Origin of the sequence: Dietzia timorensis (assembly GCF_020742175.1) — a bacterium.
In the GTDB taxonomy this organism is placed as follows: Bacteria; Actinomycetota; Actinomycetes; order Mycobacteriales; family Mycobacteriaceae; genus Dietzia; species Dietzia timorensis_A.
In genome coordinates this window covers 31682-50600 of sequence record NZ_DYXM01000215.1, presented here as the reverse complement: position 1 = coordinate 50600, position 18919 = coordinate 31682, and the positions used below count along the sequence as shown (strand labels likewise).

Here is an 18919-nt window from a genome sequence, read left to right as displayed (position 1 = left end):
CCGGTTTCCGCCCTGTGGTCGTGAGACAACCTTCGTCCATCCCGCCCGTTCAGGCCGATTTGACCACCTTCGCGGACTCGGCCGCGAAGATCTCCGCACGCCCGGCTGACACTATCGTCTTCGCCGACGTCGAGCGTGCGTCATCGTATCGATACGGTGAGCGCGCGTTTCTCATCCAGCTCGTTATCGACGGCCTCGATCCGATGCTCATCGATCCCGAATCCACCGGCCAGGACATCGGCGAGCTCTCGAGCGCGCTCTCTGCGAGGCCCATGTGCCTGCACGCCTGCCGTGCCGATCTCCCTTCGCTCCGTGCCCTCGGGGTCGAGCCGACGCGTCTGCACGACACCGAGATCGCCGCGAAGGTGCTGTCGACCACCGGTTTCAGCCTGGGCTGGCTGGTCGAGTCCTACCTCGGGGTTCATCTGGCCAAGGAGTATTCCCGCGCAGACTGGTCGCGGCGACCGCTTCCCGCGCAATGGCTGGAGTACGCTCTCGGCGACGTGCTGTACATGCCCGAGCTGCTGTCCATGCTCCTCGAGGACACCGAGACCGTCCCGATTTCGATTCCGGACCATTACCCGCGTTCGCTGGCGCACGAGAGCCGTGCCGAGTGGTATGACGCGGCGATGAGCCAGATGGAGGTATGGTCCCCCGCTCCCCCGCCGGACGAGCCTTGGCGGAAACTGTCCAAGCTCTCGAGCCTGCGCTCCACCCGTGAATACGCACGCGCCCGAGCGCTGTGGGAGGTGCGGGAGGAGGTCGCCTTCCGCAACGATGTGTCGGTGCATCGCATCGTGCGCGATAGGTCGATCATTCAGGCCGCGCGTACCGACGCCCGATCGTTCGATGCCTTCGAAAAGATCGGCGGCTTCGCGGACTCCGACGTCGACGGCGTGATCCCGACGTTCGCCGCGGCCATCAAGGAGGCGGATGCGATCCCGCCGAAGAAGCTGCCCGCCAAGCGCGCCGCGCGAGACGACACACAGGAACGCCCTTCGCACCGTCAGTGGAAGGTCAAGGCGCCGGGCGCCAACGCTCTCCTCTCGCAGGCGCGGGAGGAGCTCACCGAATTGTCCGAGGTCGCGCAAATCGAAATGCAGACCCTGTTGCCGTCGACGATGTTGCGCGAATGGGTGTGGGCCGAGGCAGGAACGAATGTGCGTGGGCGTCGAGGCAAAGATCCCGTCGACGTCATCGAATCGGCGCTCGCAGGCGCGGGCGCGGCGCCATGCCAGATTCGCTTGGTGACGCCGGCGTTGCTCGCAGCCCGGGACGCCACAGCCTAGCGACTCGTGCCGGACCGGCGGGGCCGGAAGCCGGCGCTCAGACCGGCATGTCTGGCGGCTACTCCTGGCGTCGCCGCAGTTCGCGCGCCAGGCGTTCGGCGATATCGGCGCCGTCAAGACCCGCATCGTGGAGGATCTCCGCGCGCGAGCCGTGTGCGACGAATTCCTGAGGCAACGCGAAGCGACGTAGCGGAGTATCCAGGCCGCGCGCAGATAGCGCCGCGTCGATCGCGCCACCAACACCGCCGTGCCCGGCACCATCCTCGATCACCGCGACAATGCTTGCCCTGCTTGCGAGATCGACGAGTGAGTCTTGCACCGGAAGCACCCACAGCGCCCAGGCCACGACCGCCTCGATTCCTTGTTCACCGAGAGCATGCGCGCAGTCGAGCGCCTGTTCGGCCATCGTTCCGATACCGACGATAAGTACGGCGGGCTCGGGGATCGCTTCCTCCGGCGTCATACTCGAAGGGCTTTGCATGACAGATGTAGAGGCGGCGGTATCGTCCCGGCGAAACACCTCTACGCCTCCCGGGAGGGCTCCAACGGCTGAGGCCGGTGCCGGGACCTCGCCCTTGGGATACCGAACCAGGGTCGGACCGTCGGAATAATTCGTGGCCTCGCGCAGCGCACGGCGCAACGTTTCTTCGTCGCGCGGAGCGGCGACGCGAAGTCCCGGGACGATCCCGGCGAGGGCGAGATCCCACATTCCGTGATGGCTGGGCCCGTCCGGACCGGTAATTCCGGCGCGGTCGAGAGTGAAGGTGACGGCTTGACCGAGCAGCGCAACATCGAGCAACAGCTGGTCGAATGCACGCCCGAGGAACGTCGAGTACATCGCGACGACCGGGTGCATACCGCCGAGCGCGAGGCCCGACGCGGACGCGACGGCGTGCTGTTCGGCGATTCCGACGTCGAAGAAGCGGTCCGGGAATCTCTCTGCGAACTCTGTGAGCCCCGTCGGACCCGCCATCGCGGCAGTGACGGCGACGATATCGCTGCGACGCTCGGCGAGCGCGCAGAGCTCGTCCCCGAAAACGTCGGTGAAGGTCATGCCGGGCGCGCCATGTAGTGGGGTTCCGGATTCCGGGTCGATCGCGGACGTGGAATGCATGAGCTCGGCGGTGTCGCCCTCCGCGAGCGCGAATCCGTGACCTTTGAGCGTGCGCGCGTGAACCAGCACCGTGCGGCCGGAGTCCTTGGCGGTGCGCAACGCGTCCTCAAGGTCGGGAAGAGAATGGCCGTCCACCGGGCCGATGCAATCGATGCCGAGCTCGCTGGCGACGGATTCCACGCCATGCGCCGCAATCCGTGCGCCGAGCCCACCTATGGTCGGCGAGTACGAGCGGCCGTTGTCGTTGACGATGATGACTACCGGACGGTGCGGGGCGACCGCGAAATTGTTCAGTGCCTCCGCCGCCATGCCCCCGGTGAGAGCGCCGTCGCCGATGATTGCGACGACGCTGCGATCGTTCTCGCCGCGCAGCTCGAAGGCCTTGGCCAGACCGTCGGCGATGGAAAGCGAGGCCGAGGCGTGGGAGGACTCGGTAACGTCGTGCTCGCTTTCGGCCCGCGAAGGGTAGCCGGACAGCCCCCCACCGGTGCGCAACGTCCCAAAAGCGTCGGCGCGGCCGGTGAGGATCTTGTGCACATACGCCTGGTGCCCGGTATCGAAGATGATCGGATCGCGCGGCGAGGCGAACACACGGTGCACCGCGATCGTGAGTTCGACGACCCCGAGGTTCGGGCCGAGGTGGCCTCCGGTCGCGGAGACACGCTCAACGAGGAATCGGCGGATCTCGGCGGCGAGCGCGGAGAGTTCTTGCGGGCGAAGCGCGCGAAGGTCGGCCGGGGAGGTCATGCGTTCGAGTGCACCCATGGGCCCGGAATGCTCCCCTTTCCCCGCTCCTCGCGTGTCGTTGCCGTCGGTGTCCGAGTCTACGTCGGCGGGTAATGGCGGACCTATCAGATGCGAGTCGACAACACCGCAACCGCTTCCAGGTGGTGGGTGCCGGGGAATGCGTCGATGCCCTGAATGGATTCGATTCCGAAACCGGCGTCGGCGAAGAGCCCGATATCGCGGGCGAAGGAGGCGATATCGCAGCCGATGTGGACGATCGTGCTCGGGTTGGAGCGGGACAGCTCGCCGATGACGTCGGCGCCGAGGCCCGCGCGCGGCGGGTCCGTGATCACGAGGTCCGGCATCACGTCCGCGCTGCCTGCGAGCCACGCGCCGACATCGGACGCGACGATGTCCAGGTCTGCACCGATGCGACGCGCGGTGTCCCTGCCGGCGATGACGGCGGAGTCGGCTGTCTCCACGGCGGTAATCCGCGCCCGTCCACCGGCGGTCGTGGCGGAGTCTAGCGCCGCCGATCCGAGCGCGCCTACACCTCCGTAGAGGTCCCAGACGCGAAGTTCCTCCTGGCCACCGCGAACGAGCGCCGCCGCAGCCTCGCGCACTACATCTGCATACGCCGGCAGGGCGCGGCGGTGCGCCTGCCAGAATGCCGAGGCCCCGAGATGCCAGATCCACGAAGGCATGAGCTCGTGCCCAAGAGCGCGGCCTACTGCCGTCGGCATGCCGGCCCTCTCGTCGAGCGGCTTCCACCCGGCGACGGCCGAACGCGCACGCCTTCGCTGTGTCCGCCCACGCTGCCCACCCCGCCTCCGGGCGCCGCTGTCTTCGGCGGGCCGCCACTGCGCGGCAACCTCTCCATCTACACCGGCGGCGAAGACGATCTCGGCGCCTCTCGGCGCGCCCACGTCCTCGAGACGATCCACTGCTGCGGCGATTTCCGGGACGACCTGTGAGCAGCGCGCCTCGGTGACGACACGATTCCCGCCCGCCTGCCGTACCCCGATTCGGCCGGAGGAGTCCGAGTGCCACCTGGCGACCGTGCGCCACCGTGTCATCGCGTCCTGTTCACCCGCGTGTGGGGAGGCCCCGATTTCGCGGACCCCGACGTCATCCAGAAGTGGTTGCCGATCCGCGGAAGAAAAACCGCCGAGTCTACGCAGTTGATCCCGGAGAATCTCGGTTTTCAGCGTCCGTGCGTGCGCCGACGTCGTATAGGTCAGGTCGCAGCAACCGGCGCCTGCGGCGGCCGCAGGACACACGACGGGGCGTCGCTCGGGCGAGACGGAGACGAGATCGACGATCTCTGCTCGGGCGAAGGACTTCTTTGCCGACGTGATGCGCACGGCGGCAGTTTCGCCTGGAAGCAGGCCCCCAACGAAGACGACCAAGCCTTCGTGGCGGCAGATGGCTTCCCCACCGTGGGCGATCCCGTCCGCGGTGACGGTGATAATGCCTTCGCTCACGGGTTCTCCTTGCCTGTCGAGGATTGCGAAGTCGAGGCCCGGCCGTCCTCGGAAGCGCCGGAGCGTTCGGGTTCCTCGAGTCCGCTCATCCGCCACGGGACCGACGTGATCATCACACCGGGTTCGTGGAGCAGTTTGCGGCTCAATCGCCTGGCGGACTGATTGTGCAGGGCGCGCTCCCACCAGTTGTCCTCGACATACTCGGGGATGTACAGCGCGACGATGTCCCGCGGATTATCCGCCCGGACTCTACGAATGTAGTCGATTACCGGGGTGTTGATGTCGCGGTAGGGCGCCTCGATCACCTTGAGCGGAATCTTCGGCCGCTTCTCCTCCCACGCGGTGACGAGCGCCTTGGTCGCGGCGACGTCGACACTCACCGTCACCGCCTCAAGGTAGTCGGGGCGCGTCGCTCGCGCGTACGCGATAGCGCGCAACGTCGGCAGCGAGGCATTCGACACGAGCACTATGCAGTGGATGCGAGACGGCAGCACCGGACGCTTTTCTGATTCGCGTAGGCGAGCCGCCATCTGTGAATAATGCCTGGATACCGCCCGCATGACGAACACGAGGATGCCCATGATCACGAGAACGAGCCAGGCTCCGGCGGTGAACTTCGTGATGATGACGATGACCAGAACCACCGACGTGCATGCGAAGCCGAGCGCGTTGATTCCGCGCGCGCGATAGATCCTCCTGCGACGCCGGTGCACGGTGATCTCGGCCAGTTCGCCGGTCCAGTGTCGGACCATGCCCCACTGCCCAAGGGTGAACGAGGTGAACACCCCGACCACGTATAGCTGGATCAGCGTCGACACCTGGGCATGTACCAGGACCGTGACAAGTACCGAGAACACGGCGAGCCCGATGATCCCGTTCGAATACGTGAGCCGGTCGCCGCGGTTGGACAGCTGATTTGGCAGATACTTATCCCGCGCGAGTACTGAAGCCAGAATCGGCGAACCGTTGAACGCCGTGTTCGCAGCGAGCACGAGGATAAGTCCCGTTCCCGCGACGATGACGCCGGTGATCCACGGCATTCCCGCGAAAACGGCGTCGGCAAGTTGCACGATCAACGTCTTCTGGTGGTAGTTCTCCTCGGCACCTATCAGCAACGTGGGGGTGTCGGACATCGTCACCCCTGTGATCTCGGCGAGCGCGACGAGGCCGAGGAACAACGCTGCGGTCATCGCGCCGATCAGCGACAGCGTCAACGCGGCGTTTCGCGCGCGCGGCTTGCGGAACATGGGCACGCCGTGTCCGACCGCCTCCACTCCCGACATCGCCGCCGATCCGGACGCGAATGCACGGAGCACGAGGAATGCGAGGGCAAAACCGCTCTGCTCGGCGGCGCCGGAATCGAACCTCAGTCCGGAGGATTCGGCCTGAAGGTCCACCCCGAGGAACGCCCACTGGACGAGCCCCCACACGATCATCACCGCGATCGAGGCGATGAAGAAGTAGATCGGGCCGGCGAATGTACGCCCGGAATCCCGAACACCCCGCAGGTTGACGGCGGTGAGAATGACGATCGCGGCGACCGCGAAGACCACTGAGTACCGAGACACGAACGGTACGACCGAACCTAGATTGGCCACAGCCGCGGAAATCGAGACCGCGACGGTGAGCACGTAGTCCACCAACAGCGCGGCTCCGGTGATCTGCCCGGCCAATGGCCCCAGGTTGCGCCTGGCCACCTCGTAGTCCCCGCCTCCGCCGGGATAGGCGTAAATTACCTGTCGATACGAGGCGACGACGATGAGCAGCACCGCCACCACGACGACGGCGAGCCAGGGCGCGAGACCCACGGCCGCCCCACCGGCGAGCGAGAGCATGATGAAAATCGCCTCGGGCGCGTAGGCGACCGAGGAGATCGCGTCGGAGGCGAAAACTGGGAGCGCCAGACGCTTGGGCAGCATCGTCTTGCCCATGCGGTCGGTACGGAAGGGTCGTCCGAACACCAGGCGCTTGCCTGCTGTCGCGACCGAACTGAGCCTGCTCATCAAAGTAGAAGACTATGCCCTACCGCGCGCGTGGGCCAGAGGGGCGTGGGCGCGCCGCACGTAGGGGTACGGTGTACGCGTGCACGTAATCATCATGGGGTGTGGCCGTGTGGGCGCGGGCCTCGCCGGCGACCTCGCGGCAGCGGACATCGATGTCACCGTCATCGACAAAGACCAGTCCTCGTTCCTCCGACTCGGCCCCGCATTTCCCGGAAAGACCATCACCGGCATGGGGTTCGACCGGGCGGTTCTCGAGCGTGCCGGCGCCGCCGATGCCGATGCCTTCGCCGCTGTGTCCTCGGGAGACAATTCGAACATCATTGCCGCGCGTGTGGTTCGCGAGTCCTTCGGCGTCGAACGGGTCATCGCCCGCATCTACGATTCGCGCCGCGCCGAGGTCTTCGAACGACTGGGCATCCCCACGATCGCCACGACGCCGTGGACCACCCGACGCTTCTATCGTTTTCTCACCGGGGCCCCCGAAGCCGAGCCGTGGGCCGATCCGACCGGCTCGGTCGTCCTCGCCGTTCGCGAGGCCACGGCCCGGATCGTCGGCCGGAGTGTCCGCGATATCGAGCAGGCTGCTTCTTGCAGGGTTGTCGCCATCACCCGGTACGGGGATTGTTTCCTTCCCGGAGCGACCGTATTGGTCCAGGCCGAAGACCTTTTACACCTGGCAGTGACGGCGGACGCAGTAGACCTCCACGGCCCACGGCTTCTCGACCGAGAAGGACTATTCGATGACTGATGCGTACTTGAGCTCCGCCACCGGCGCGATGAAGGTCGCGATCGCGGGTGCCGGCGCCGTCGGCCGCTCCATCGGCCGAGAGCTTCTCGCCAATGGCCACGAGGTGCTCCTCATCGATCGCCGCGTCGACGTGGCCAACAACGATCCGGTCCCCGGCGCCGGCTGGGCCACCGCCGATGCGTGCGAGCTGGGCTCTCTCGAGGATATCGGCCTGTCGCAATACGACGTTGTCGTCGCGGCGACCGGCGACGACAAGGCCAATCTCGTTCTCAGCCTCCTCGCGAAGACGGAGTTCGCTGTCACCCGCGTCGTTGCACGCGTCAACGAGCCACGCAACGAGTGGCTGTTCGGTGAGCGTTGGGGCGTGGACGTTGCGGTGTCGACCCCGCGGCTCATCGCTGCCGCCGTAGAGGAGGCCGTCGCCGTCGGAGACGTCGTTGAACTGCTCACGTTGAGGGGCGGACACAACCGGCTGGTCTCCTACACCCTTCCCGACCACACCGCCTTCGGCGGCCGCGCTGTGGCTAAGCTCCGTTTGCCCACCGATTCGGCGCTGGTGTCGATTCTTCGTGGCGGCAGGGTCATCGTTCCCGACGACGATGTCCCGCTCGAGCCCGGCGACGAGATGCTCTTCGTCGTGCAAGTCGATGCGCTCGACAAGCTGCGCGAGCACCTGCTCGATATCTGCAGTCCGCCCGGTTCGCGTTAAGCTTGCGAGGTCATGCCCGCAAAATCTCCCCGCTCGTCCCAACGCCGCTCACCCGCTCGCAACGCCCAACGCAACCCTGAACTCAATTCCAAGCGCTCCGCGCTGCTGGCGGAGCTGTCCGGGGTAACGCTGCTCGAAGAGCACCGGTTTTCGCGACGTATCAGTAAGTCCACCGACCCCGGCGAGTTGGACGCCATTGCAGGCGAGATCGCTGCGGCCTCGGACAAGCTCAGCCAGCGCAGGGAGACGCTTCCAACGGTCTCGTACCCTGAGTCGTTGCCCGTATCAGCTCGGCGCGAAGATATCGCTGACGCGATCAGCAACAATCAGGTCGTCATCATCGCCGGCGAAACGGGTTCGGGTAAGACAACTCAGATTCCCAAGATCTGTTTGGAACTTGGTCGCGGTGTCCGCGGCGCTATCGGGCACACGCAACCGCGCAGGCTCGCCGCGCGTTCGGTGGCCGCGCGAATCGCCGAGGAGCTCGAGGTCGAGCTCGGGGATGAGGTAGGTTACGCCGTTCGTTTCGATAACCGCGCCGGAAGCACAACCGCGATCAAGCTGCTCACTGACGGACTTCTGCTCAATGAGATCAGGCGCGACCGTCTCCTGCGCGCCTACGACACGATCATCATCGACGAGGCGCACGAACGTAGCCTCAACATCGACTTTCTCCTCGGCTACCTCGCGTCAATCTTGCCCAAGCGCCCCGATCTCAAGCTCATCATCACGTCCGCCACCATCGATCCCGAGCGTTTCGCCGAACATTTCGCCGGCACAGACGATGCCCCGGCGCCGATTATCGAGGTCTCCGGGCGCACATTCCCGGTCGAGGTCCGCTACCGACCTCTAGTCCAGGAACTCGACGACCGCACGGTCGAGGTCGACCCGATGGACGGACTATGTGCAGCGGTGGCAGAGCTCCTCACCGAGGGATCGGGCGACATCCTCGTGTTCCTCTCGGGTGAACAGGAGATTCGAGACGCAGAAGAAGCCATCAAGGGGCGGCGATTCCGCGATCTCGAGGTATTCCCTTTATTCTCTCGCCTCAGCGCGGCCGAGCAGAACAAGGCTTTTCGCAAGCATTCGAAGCGCCGCGTGGTACTGGCCACGAATATCGCCGAAACCTCGGTTACCGTCCCGGGGATCCATTATGTGATCGACACGGGATTAGCACGCATTTCTCGATACTCGACGCGCACGAAGGTGCAGCGCCTGCCGATCGAGCCCGTGTCGCAAGCCTCGGCGAATCAGCGTAAGGGCCGTTCCGGCCGCGTGACCGAGGGCATATGCATCCGGCTCTACTCGGAAGAAGATTTCGATTCCAGACCCGAGTTCACAGACCCGGAGATTCTGCGCACAAACCTCGCTTCGGTCATCTTGCAGATGGCTGATCTCGGGCTCGGCGAGGTTGCTTCGTTCCCCTTCGTCGACCCGCCCGATTCCAAGGCAATAAAGGACGGACTGTCGCTTCTTGACGAACTCGGCGCGCTGCGCACGTCCACCAATGGTGCGCCGACGCTCACCAAGCGGGGCCGGGAAATCGCCGCACTTCCGCTCGATCCTCGCCTGGCACGGATGCTGCTGGCTGGTCGCGACAATGGCGCACTCGCAGAGGTCATCGTTATCGTCTCGGCGCTGACCGTCGGGGACGTGCGCGAGCGGCCTGCCGAAGAACGCGACAAAGCGGCGGCGATGCATAGTCGCTTCAGGGACAAGACCTCCGACTTCCTCGGATATCTCAACGTCTGGCGTTATGTTGCCGAGCAGAGGGCCGAACTATCCGGAAGCGCATTTCGGAAAATGTGCAAGGCCGAGTATTTGCACTGGCTCCGGATCCGGGAGTGGCAGGATCTCAATCGCCAACTCACCACGGTGTGCCGCGAGCACGGCTGGCATGCCGGCTCGCTCACCGCTTCCGATGACGACGTCCATCGGTCTCTTCTTGCCGGGCTGTTGTCGTCGATCGGTGCGAGGAAGGAGGACACCAGGGAGTTTGCCGGACCTCGAGGCATCACATTCCTCATCCACCCTTCGTCGGCGGTAGCGAAGAAGCCGCCGAAATGGATCATGGCCTCCGAGCTCGTGGAGACCTCCCGCCTGTTCGCCCGGGATGTTGCCCGCATCGATCCGATGTGGGTCGAGCCGTTGGCCGAGCACATGGTGAAGCGAAACTATTCCGAGCCTCACTGGTCCTCGAAACAAGGGTCTGCGATGGCATACGAAAAGGTCACACTGCTGGGCCTGCCGGTCGTGGAGGGTCGCCGGATTCTGCTTTCGCGAGTAGATCCGCAGCTGGCGCGGGAACTTTTCGTCAGGCACGGGCTCGTCGATGGGGATTGGACCAGCAGGTCGGTCGAAGTTCATGCGAACAGGGAACTCGTGGAACGTGCCCGTGAGCTGCAGACGCGTGCGCGTCGCGCCGACGTCGTCATCGACGACGAGCAGCTTGTCAGCTGGTATCTCGAACGTATTCCCGAATCCGTCGTGTCGGGCCGGCATTTCGACTCGTGGATCAAGTCCGCGAGCAAAGCCGAGAAAGCCGCCCTCACGCTTTCGGACAGCGATGTCCGTGGCGAGGGGGCAGTGCCCTCGGAAGCCGATTTCCCGCCGCAGTGGAAGCAGGGTGACCTCACCTTCGATCTCGAGTACACATATGATCCCCGCTCCGAGGCCGACGGTGTCGTCGTGAAGATCTCGCTCGCACAGCTCGCTCGTGTGCGACCCGCGGGGTTCGAATGGCTCGTTCCGGGGCTTCGCGCCGAGCTATACACCGAGCTCATTCGCACATTGCCGAAGATGTACCGCCGCCTCGCCACTCCGGCGGCCTCGTTCGCCGATCTCCTCGTTGACGACATCACGCCCCGAAAGGCTCCGCTCGCTGTATCGGTCAGCGAGGCGCTTTCGGCCCGAGTGGGGACTACGATTCCCGCCTCGGAGTTCCACCCGGAAGCGCTACCCAACCATCTCCGGATGCGTTTCGAAGTTATCGGCGCCGACGGCTCCCTTGTGTCCTCCGGCTATTCTCTCACCGAGTTGCAGCAGGAACTCTCGGCCCGCTCGCAGGATCAACTCATCAATTCGCTTGTTGACGACGACGGGCCGTTCCGCGAGTGGACGGCCGAGACCATCGGCGACCTTCCCGAAGAGGTGTCTCGGGACATCGGTGGGGTCCGGGCCGTCGCGTACCCGGCGCTGGTCGTCGAATCGGACGGGATCCACAAGACGGTGTGTGCAACGCCGCAAAAGCGTTCGGCAGCGATGTCTCGGGCTGTTATCGAAATGCTTCGCCCAGGGTTGGTGTCGACATCACAGTTGCTCAAGGGCCGTCCCCCGGCACAACGGTTGGCGCTGACGCAATACCCGTACGGCGGGATGGATGCGCTAGTCGCAGACGCCGTCGTCGTCATGATCGGCAGGGTCCTGTCTTCCAGTGGAGGCGCGCCGCTGACTGCCTCGGGTTTCGCTAAAGTGCGGGACTCCGCGAAGGCCGAAGTTCCGGGTGGTGTGGCCCGCATGATTGCACAGGTATTGCCTGCGCTGGTGATCCTTCTCGACGTACAGCGTTCCCTCATGTCAATGCGAGATAATGAGTTGGCCGACGAGCTGCGTGCCGAGATCGACTTTCTCGTCGGCCGTGGATTCCTGGCTCGCCATGCCCGTGGCCGGCTGGAGCACCTCGAGCGCCACATGACGTCCATCGCGGCACGGATCAAGCTAGCGGTCGACAATCCGCCGAAATACGATAGCCTTCGGGCCCGCGTAGTCGGCATCGAAGATGAGGTCGAAGAGGCGTGCAGCGCCTTAACGCGGCGAAAGGGTGGCGCCCGACAGTCAAGGGAACTGCGCTGGTTGCTTGCTGAATATCGGGTAAGCGTTTATACGCAGCAACTTGGTACAGCGGGGTCGATATCAGAGAAGAAGATCAGGCAGACCATCCGTGCGCTTCTTTCACCTAGCTCCGGAAGGCCTTGACGTCACGAGCAAGTCGGGAGCAGGCCGAATGGCTCACACGGGACGGTTCTGGCGCAGGAGTGAAATCTCTTTTTCGAAGTCATCGGCCGAATCGAACGACTTGTAGACGGAAGCGAACCGCAGGTATCCGACCTCGTCGAGATCACGCAGCGGCTCCAGAATGGCCAGGCCCACCTCGTGCGCTGGCACCTCCGATACGCCCTGGGCACGAACGGCAAGTTCGACCCTATGCGCCAGCATATGTAGATCGTCGGAAGTGATGTCTCGTCCCTGACATGCACGACGGACTCCGCGGATAACTTTGTCCCGACTGAACGGTTCTGTGACGCCGCTTCGTTTGCTCACCATGAGTACAGGGGCTTCCATCGTGGTGTATCGATGGCCGCAGGACGTGCACTCTCGTCGCCGCCGAATCGCAAGGCCTTCGTCGGCGGTTCGTGAGTCGATGACTCGCGAATCGGCCTTGTGACACATGGGGCAAAACATCTCGGGACTCCTCGTAGCTCCACGACGACGCTTGTTGCCGTCTCGGCTACAACCTATGGTACGCGCGGGTCCCCTAGTTCGATACTCACCACTAGATGTTGGGTCGAGATTACTCGAGTAACTTCGATCCTCTCTATTCGCTTTACGCGGCAACCGCCCCACTCCTCCATCACTTGGGCGGAAGCTTTGACTAACCCGCGTACAGGAGAAAAAGGAAGAGGATGAAGCCAACGATGATCCCCAGTGCCGCAGCCGTAATAGTCTGCATGCGCTCGATCGACCGTTGCGCCGGCGCGGCGTTCTCAAAGGTTCCACGCTGGACTTTGTCGATGCCGCGTGCGCTCGTAGGCATGCAGGCGCCTCGGGTGCGACGATCGAAGCTGACGCTGGAGAGGGGATCCCGCTGAGAAGCCAGACGCGTCTCCACGGGCGATAAGGTATCGAACCGGCGAACTTCATCGCGACCTGCACTAAGTCGTTCGAACCTCTCCTCCTTGCCGACCTCCCGGCTCCTTTGGCCATAGTCGCGAAGCGTCGCGACGCGCTGCTTACCAATCCGAGGGCGATTCCCGTTAACCTGCTCGAAGCGTTCGGCGCCGAAGCCCGACTCCTGAATGATCTCGCGTTCGGAGGTTGCCTTTTCGGGGACACTCAGCCGTTCCATGTGAGTAGTCATTTCTCATTCCTTTCGGACCACACTTCGTCTGATGCGGTGTATCGAAAATACGTACCGCTTTTGTTCGTGTCTTAGTTCTACGAAACGGGTCCGACAATTTCGGCTGTCGGAGTGTGCAGTAGGGGCAGAAACTACCCCCGATTGGCGCGCGTAGATCTTTGACCTGCATTCCCGACCGACGTTTACGCGCAACACGCGGATCGAACAAGTGTATGCCGGAATTTCAATTCGAACGGTATGCTATCGAATGAAGCTACACGCACACCGGCCCAATGTTCGAAAGTGGCCCGCTCGAGCTACCCAGTGAGGAACCCGGCATGGCACGCACCAGTAAGGAATCGCTGACCGATCGGCAGCGAATGATCATGACCGTCATCAATGACGCGATCGAGGAGCACGGCTACCCGCCGAGCATTCGAGAGATCGGCGACTCGGTCGGCCTGCAGTCAACCTCTTCGGTCGCTTACCAGCTGCGCGCGCTCGAAAAGAAGGGCTATCTCATTCGAGATGCGCACAAGCCACGCGCGGTCGACGTGCGCTCGCCCAGCTCGACGCGCCAGCCGTCGCGTCGAGCACAATTGCCGCGTGGTGCATCACAGCCCGCTTTCGTGCCGGTCGTGGGTCGGATCGCTGCGGGTGGGCCGATCCTTGCGGAGCAAGAGATCGAAGCGGTCTTCCCCCTGCCCGAGGAGCTCGTCGGTTCGGGCGAAACGTTTATTCTCAAAGTCGTCGGTGAATCGATGCGGGACGCGGGCATCCTCGACGGGGATTACGTCGTCGTCAGGAGGCAGCAGGTTGCAGAGAACGGAGACATCGTCGCCGCGATGATCGATGGCGAGGCCACCGTCAAAACCCTGGACAAATCATCCGGCGGTGTGTGGCTGGTGCCATCCAACGAGGCTTTCAGGCCGATTCCGGGTAACTACGCGACGATTCTCGGCAAGGTAATCATGGTGTTCCGCCGAATCTAACGGCGAAACTCGTCCAACTCGCCTGCCACCGATTCCGGGAGACGGACGGTGACAACTGTCGCCTCGTCCGAATATTCCTCCCGGACAACCGCTCCTTCGGAGTGCACGCGCGAGACAACCTCGCCCCGCGAGTAGGGAATCTCCAACGTCACCGTGACGTCTGTTTCCGCAATGTACTCGGCAAGGGTGTGGCGGAGTTCCTCAATCCCCTCGCCCGTTGTCGCGGATACGAAAGCGGCATCCTTGAACACGGCGCGCAGCTCGGCCAAGACCAATGGGTCGGCGGCATCGATCTTGTTTATGACGAGCAGTTCGGTAGGTTGTTCCGCATTCTGTTCGGCTACGACGTCGCGAATTACCGCCCGGACGGCATCGATCTGGGCCATCGGGAATGGGTGTGAGCCATCGACGACGTGCACGAGTAGCTCCGAATCGACGACTTCTTCAAGGGTGGAACGGAATGCCTCCACCAACTGAGTCGGAAGGTGTCGGACGAACCCGACCGTGTCGGTCAACACCACGGCCCGACCGTCGGGAAGTTCAGCTCGCCGCGTCGTGGGATCCAAGGTCGCGAAGAGCGCGTCTTCCACCAATACCCCGGCGCCGGTGATCGCGTTCACGAGACTGGATTTCCCCGCGTTCGTGTATCCGGCAACAGCGATGGAGGGCACAGGTGTGGTCCTCCGGCGGTGTCGCTTGGTGAGTCGGGCTTGTTTCATTCCGCGGATTTCGCGGCGCAACTTGGCCATGCGCTCGCGGATTCGACGGCGATCGGTTTCGATTTTGGTCTCACCAGGACCGCGAAGCCCAACGCCGCCGTTGGAACCTGCACGGCCGCCTGCCTGTCGTGAGAGCGCCTCACCCCAACCACGCAGCCTCGGAAGCATGTAGTCCATCTGTGCGAGTGAGACCTGCGCCTTACCTTCACGAGACGTTGCGTGTTGGGCGAAGATATCCAGGATCAACGCCGTTCGATCGATCACCTTCACGTTGACAGCCTTTTCGAGGGCGATCAGCTGTCCCGGCGTAAGTTCACCATCGCAGATCACGGTATCGGCGCCAGTGGAATCCACAATCTCGCGGAGTTCTTTCACTTTTCCGGATCCGATATACGTCGCCGCGTCCGGCTTGTCTCTACGTTGGATCACCGCATCGAGAACCATCGATCCGGCAGTCTCGGCGAGCGCGCCGAGTTCCGCCATGGCGGAGTCAGCTTCCGCGGACGACCCTTCGGTCCACACGCCAACAAGGACGACGCGCTCGAGGCGCAGCTGGCGATATTCCGCGTCGTTGATGTCCTGAAGTTCGGTAGACAGCCCGACAACGCGTCGAAGCGAAGAGCGTTCCTCAAGCTGGAGTTCGCCCGTGGATGGGTCATGATCAGAATGTGAAGGGTTCGTCATACGAGTTCTATTCTCGCACGTCATCCGCCTTCAACAAATGTTCACCGAGAGTTCCCAGGGCGACTAGACGCGAGGGCCCCGTCATCTGCGCGTGCCCGTCGAGGATTTCGACCTGTACCCGGCCGCCCGGGACGTTGACGAGCACCGTGCCGTCGTTCTGTTCAGCGTCGGCGAGCGCCGCAATTGCGGTGGCGACGATGCCCGTTCCACATGATCGGGTCTCTCCTGCTCCTCGTTCGTGCACACGCATCGTCACCTCGCCGTCGACCAACGGGGTGGAGATCTCCACATTGACGCCATTCGGGAAGAACTCTTCGTCGAAGCTCGGTGGGACGTCGATTGGCAAGGCGGAAAGAGACTCCGCCGTCATTCGTGGGACTATCGCAGCAACATGCGGGTTACCGACGTCCACCGCCAGACCTGCGAACGTGTGCCCCTCGAAAGAAACCGTCGAAACTCCGATCACCTCGGGAACTCCCATGGACACCGACACCGTTGCCGACTCCGCGGTCGCGTCGATGACCGTGGCGGGACGCAGCCCGGCACGCGTTCCAACGCGGATCTCACCGGCATCGGCTAATCCGGTGGCCACCAAAGCGTGCGCGAAGACGCGGACACCGTTTCCGCACATTTCGGCAATGCTGCCGTCGGCGTTGCGGTAGTCCATGAACCAATCGCCACCGTCGACGTCATCGGGAATGGCGTCGAGTTCACCGACCGAGTGCAGGTCGCCGGCACGCGCGATGCGCAGGATACCGTCGCCTCCGATACCCGACCGGCGGTTCGTGATCGCGCGAATCGACCCCTCGGAGAGCCGCAGCGACGCCGACTCGTCGAGAACGACTACGAAATCGTTCTCCGTCCCGTGTCCTTTGAGGAAGCGGATCTCGCGCGCGGGCTCCGTCGCGCCTGCCGGTGGTGTCGCTGTCAGGTCGAAACTCGTCATAATCGAGATGATAATGCCTGGCCAAAGTAATTCCGCAATGCGGAACCTGACCTACCATGCCAAAGAACGAGCCAATTAAACTCGGCGGTAGGAACAACGCGATCCAACCCACTATTAACAGGGAGGTCAGCGCACATGACTGAGCGCATTACCGTCGGCAATATCCAGATCGACAAGGTCCTCTACGACTTCATCAACAACGAGGCCATCACGGGAACAGGCCTTGACGCCGACTCGTTTTGGCAGGGCGTATCCGAGATTTTCACCGACCTCGCTCCGCGCAACCGCGAGCTGCTCGACGTACGCGAGGAATTCCAGACCAAGCTCGACAATTGGCACCGCGAATACCCGGGGGCCGTCGACCAGGATAAGTACCTCGATTACCTACGTGAGATCGGCTACCTGCTTCCTCAGGACGACAACGCCAAAGTCACCACCGAGAACGTCGATGCGGAATTGGCGACGATCGCCGGACCTCAGCTCGTCGTGCCGATCCTCAACGCCCGCTTCGCTCTGAACGCCGCGAACGCACGCTGGGGCTCGCTGTACGACGCCCTGTACGGAACCGACGCTATCCCCGAGGACGGCGGCGCAGAGAAGGGTAAGGGCTACAACAAGGTCCGAGGCGACAAGGTCATCGCTTGGGTTCGTGAATTCCTCGACGACGTCGTCCCGCTCGCGTCCGGCAGCTATGTCGGCGCGAAGGCGTTCGCGATCGTCGATGGCGCGCTGCAGGTCACCCTTGCCGATGATTCCACCACAGGCCTGGCTGATCCGGAGAAACTCGCCGGCTACCTCGGCGACGCCTCCGCACCTTCCAACGTGCTTTTGGTCAACAACGGCCTCCACATCGACATCGTCTTCGATGCTTCCACCCCATCCGGCGAATCGGATTCGGCCGGCATATCCGATGTTGTCGTCGAGTCCGCCGTGTCGACGATCATGGACTTCGAGGACTCCATCGCCGCAGTCGACGGCGAGGACAAGGTCCACGGTTACCGCAACTGGCTCGGCCTGATGCGCGGAGACCTCGCCCACAAGCTCGAAAAGGGCGGCAAGACCATCACGCGCGTTCTCAACGACGACCGGACCTACACCAAGCCTGACGGCGGAGAGCTCACCCTTCATGGGCGTTCAATGCTGCTCGTGCGCAACGTCGGGCACCTCATGACCAACCCGGCCATCCTCGACTCCGAAGGCAATGAGCTCCCCGAGGGCATCATGGATGCCATCGTCACCTCGCTCTGCGGACTGCACGGCATCGCGGAGAGTAATGCGCACCGCAACTCCCGTTCGGGCTCGATCTACATCGTGAAGCCGAAGCAGCACGGCCCCGACGAGGTCGCGTTCACCTCGGAGATCTTCAGCCGTGTCGAAAAGCTTCTCGGTCTGCCGGAGAACACCATCAAGATGGGTGTCATGGACGAGGAGCGACGCACCTCGGCCAACCTCTCGCGCGCCATCGCCGCTGCGGATACCCGCTGCGTGTTCATCAACACCGGCTTCCTCGACCGCACTGGCGACGAGATCCACACCTCGATGGAGGCCGGACCGATGGTCCGCAAGGGCGACATGCGCTCAGCCGCGTGGATGTCCGCGTACGAGAACTACAACGTGGATGAGGGCCTCGCCGCCGGCCTCCGCGGTCGCGCTCAGATCGGCAAGGGCATGTGGGCGAAGACCGAGCTCATGGCCGAGATGCTCGAGCAGAAGATCGGTCAGCCGAAGGCCGGCGCCAACACTGCCTGGGTCCCCTCACCCACCGGCGCCTCGCTGCACGCCACGCACTACCACCGCGTGAATGTCCTCGAGGTTCAGGAGCAGTTGAGTTCCGCAGGACGCAGGGTTAAGCCCGAGGATATTCTCGAGCTCCCTCTCGCTCCGTCGACCGATTGGACCGAGGAAGAGAAGAAGCAGGAAGTCGACAACTCCTGCCAATCGATCCTCGGTTACGTCGTTCGTTGGATCGACCAGGGCATCGGCTGCTCGAAGGTGCCGGACATCCATGACGTCAATCTCATGGAGGACCGTGCAACGCTTCGAATCTCGAGCCAGATGCTCGCGAACTGGCTTCGCCACGGCGTGATCACAGAGGAGTTCCTCCTCGAAGAGCTCAAGCGCATGGCTCAGCTGGTCGATGGCCAGAACGAGGGGGACCCGAACTACTTCCCCATGGCCCCGAACTTCGAGGACTCCGTGGCCTTCAATGCCGCGCGTGACCTGATCCTCAAGGGCGGAGAGCAGCCCTCCGGCTACACCGAGCCGATCTTGCACGCGCGTCGCCGCGAGTTCAAGGCGAAGCACGGTGCGAACAACACCGCTGCGCTCGGCTAGAGCCTGATAGCGCCAAAGCGCCCCGCGAGTGATCGTCCTATGTGGCGATCCTCCG

General features: G+C 63.5%; 13 protein-coding genes. 6 read left to right on the top strand and 7 right to left on the bottom strand.

What is annotated here, in order from left to right; all coding sequences use genetic code 11:
- The first annotated feature begins 20 nt into the window (after positions 1–20).
- Entirely contained in the window at positions 21–1289 is a 1269-nt protein-coding gene (locus K8V11_RS10910; RefSeq protein WP_303913950.1) for an HRDC domain-containing protein, read from the top strand.
- A 58-nt stretch (positions 1290–1347) separates the two neighbouring features.
- Here K8V11_RS10910 and K8V11_RS10905 read toward each other — a convergent pair whose 3' ends face one another.
- The 3 genes from K8V11_RS10905 to K8V11_RS10895 form a co-directional block, all read right to left on the bottom strand.
- The gene (locus K8V11_RS10905) at positions 1348–3168 is read right to left on the bottom strand and encodes a 1-deoxy-D-xylulose-5-phosphate synthase (RefSeq protein WP_303913947.1); all 1821 of its coding nucleotides are present in this window, start codon (positions 3166–3168) and stop codon (positions 1348–1350) included.
- An 86-nt stretch (positions 3169–3254) separates the two neighbouring features.
- Positions 3255–4613 carry a class I SAM-dependent RNA methyltransferase gene (locus K8V11_RS10900; protein WP_303913943.1) on the bottom strand — a complete coding sequence of 453 codons (1359 nt, stop codon included), beginning with the start codon at positions 4611–4613 and terminating at the stop codon, positions 3255–3257.
- Positions 4610–6616, bottom strand: coding sequence for an APC family permease (locus K8V11_RS10895; RefSeq protein ID WP_303913941.1), 2007 nt, complete (start codon positions 6614–6616; stop codon positions 4610–4612). The genes K8V11_RS10900 and K8V11_RS10895 overlap by 4 nt, the downstream gene beginning before the upstream one ends.
- Positions 6617–6695: 79 nt before the next feature.
- Between K8V11_RS10895 and K8V11_RS10890 the strand changes: the two genes are divergently transcribed.
- Genes K8V11_RS10890 through hrpA form a run of 3 tightly spaced genes read left to right on the top strand, consistent with a single transcriptional unit; the run spans position 6696 to position 12048 of the window.
- Positions 6696–7364: a TrkA family potassium uptake protein gene (locus K8V11_RS10890; protein WP_303913938.1), complete on the top strand. Its 669-nt coding sequence runs from the start codon at positions 6696–6698 to the stop codon at positions 7362–7364.
- Between the two features lie 28 nt (positions 7365–7392).
- On the top strand, positions 7393–8073 hold the full coding sequence (locus K8V11_RS10885; protein ID WP_303913997.1) for a TrkA family potassium uptake protein: 681 nt from the start codon (positions 7393–7395) through the stop codon (positions 8071–8073).
- A gap of 12 nt (positions 8074–8085) precedes the next feature.
- Entirely contained in the window at positions 8086–12048 is a 3963-nt protein-coding gene (hrpA, locus tag K8V11_RS10880) for an ATP-dependent RNA helicase HrpA (protein ID WP_303913936.1), read from the top strand.
- A gap of 33 nt (positions 12049–12081) precedes the next feature.
- On the opposite strand, the gene nrdR is transcribed toward hrpA, so the two are convergent.
- Both nrdR and K8V11_RS10870 read right to left on the bottom strand, forming a co-directional pair.
- On the bottom strand, positions 12082–12534 hold the full coding sequence (nrdR, locus tag K8V11_RS10875; RefSeq protein ID WP_303913933.1) for a transcriptional regulator NrdR: 453 nt from the start codon (positions 12532–12534) through the stop codon (positions 12082–12084).
- A 190-nt stretch (positions 12535–12724) separates the two neighbouring features.
- Positions 12725–13210 carry a hypothetical protein gene (locus K8V11_RS10870; RefSeq protein WP_303913932.1) on the bottom strand — a complete coding sequence of 162 codons (486 nt, stop codon included), beginning with the start codon at positions 13208–13210 and terminating at the stop codon, positions 12725–12727.
- 317 nt (positions 13211–13527) lie between these two features.
- Between K8V11_RS10870 and lexA the strand changes: the two genes are divergently transcribed.
- On the top strand, positions 13528–14181 hold the full coding sequence (gene lexA, locus K8V11_RS10865) for a transcriptional repressor LexA (RefSeq protein WP_303913929.1): 654 nt from the start codon (positions 13528–13530) through the stop codon (positions 14179–14181).
- Here the strand turns inward: lexA and hflX are convergent.
- Together hflX and dapF are read right to left on the bottom strand one after the other, a co-directional pair.
- Positions 14178–15584, bottom strand: a complete 1407-nt coding sequence (gene hflX / locus K8V11_RS10860) for a GTPase HflX (RefSeq protein WP_303913926.1) — start codon at positions 15582–15584, stop codon at positions 14178–14180. The two genes, lexA and hflX, sit on opposite strands and share 4 nt — an antisense overlap.
- Positions 15585–15591: 7 nt before the next feature.
- Complete coding sequence (gene dapF, locus K8V11_RS10855; RefSeq protein ID WP_303913923.1) at positions 15592–16530, bottom strand: diaminopimelate epimerase; 939 nt, start codon at positions 16528–16530, stop codon at positions 15592–15594.
- A 135-nt stretch (positions 16531–16665) separates the two neighbouring features.
- Between dapF and K8V11_RS10850 the strand changes: the two genes are divergently transcribed.
- On the top strand, positions 16666–18864 hold the full coding sequence (locus tag K8V11_RS10850) for a malate synthase G (RefSeq protein WP_303913919.1): 2199 nt from the start codon (positions 16666–16668) through the stop codon (positions 18862–18864).
- Positions 18865–18919 lie beyond the last annotated feature (55 nt).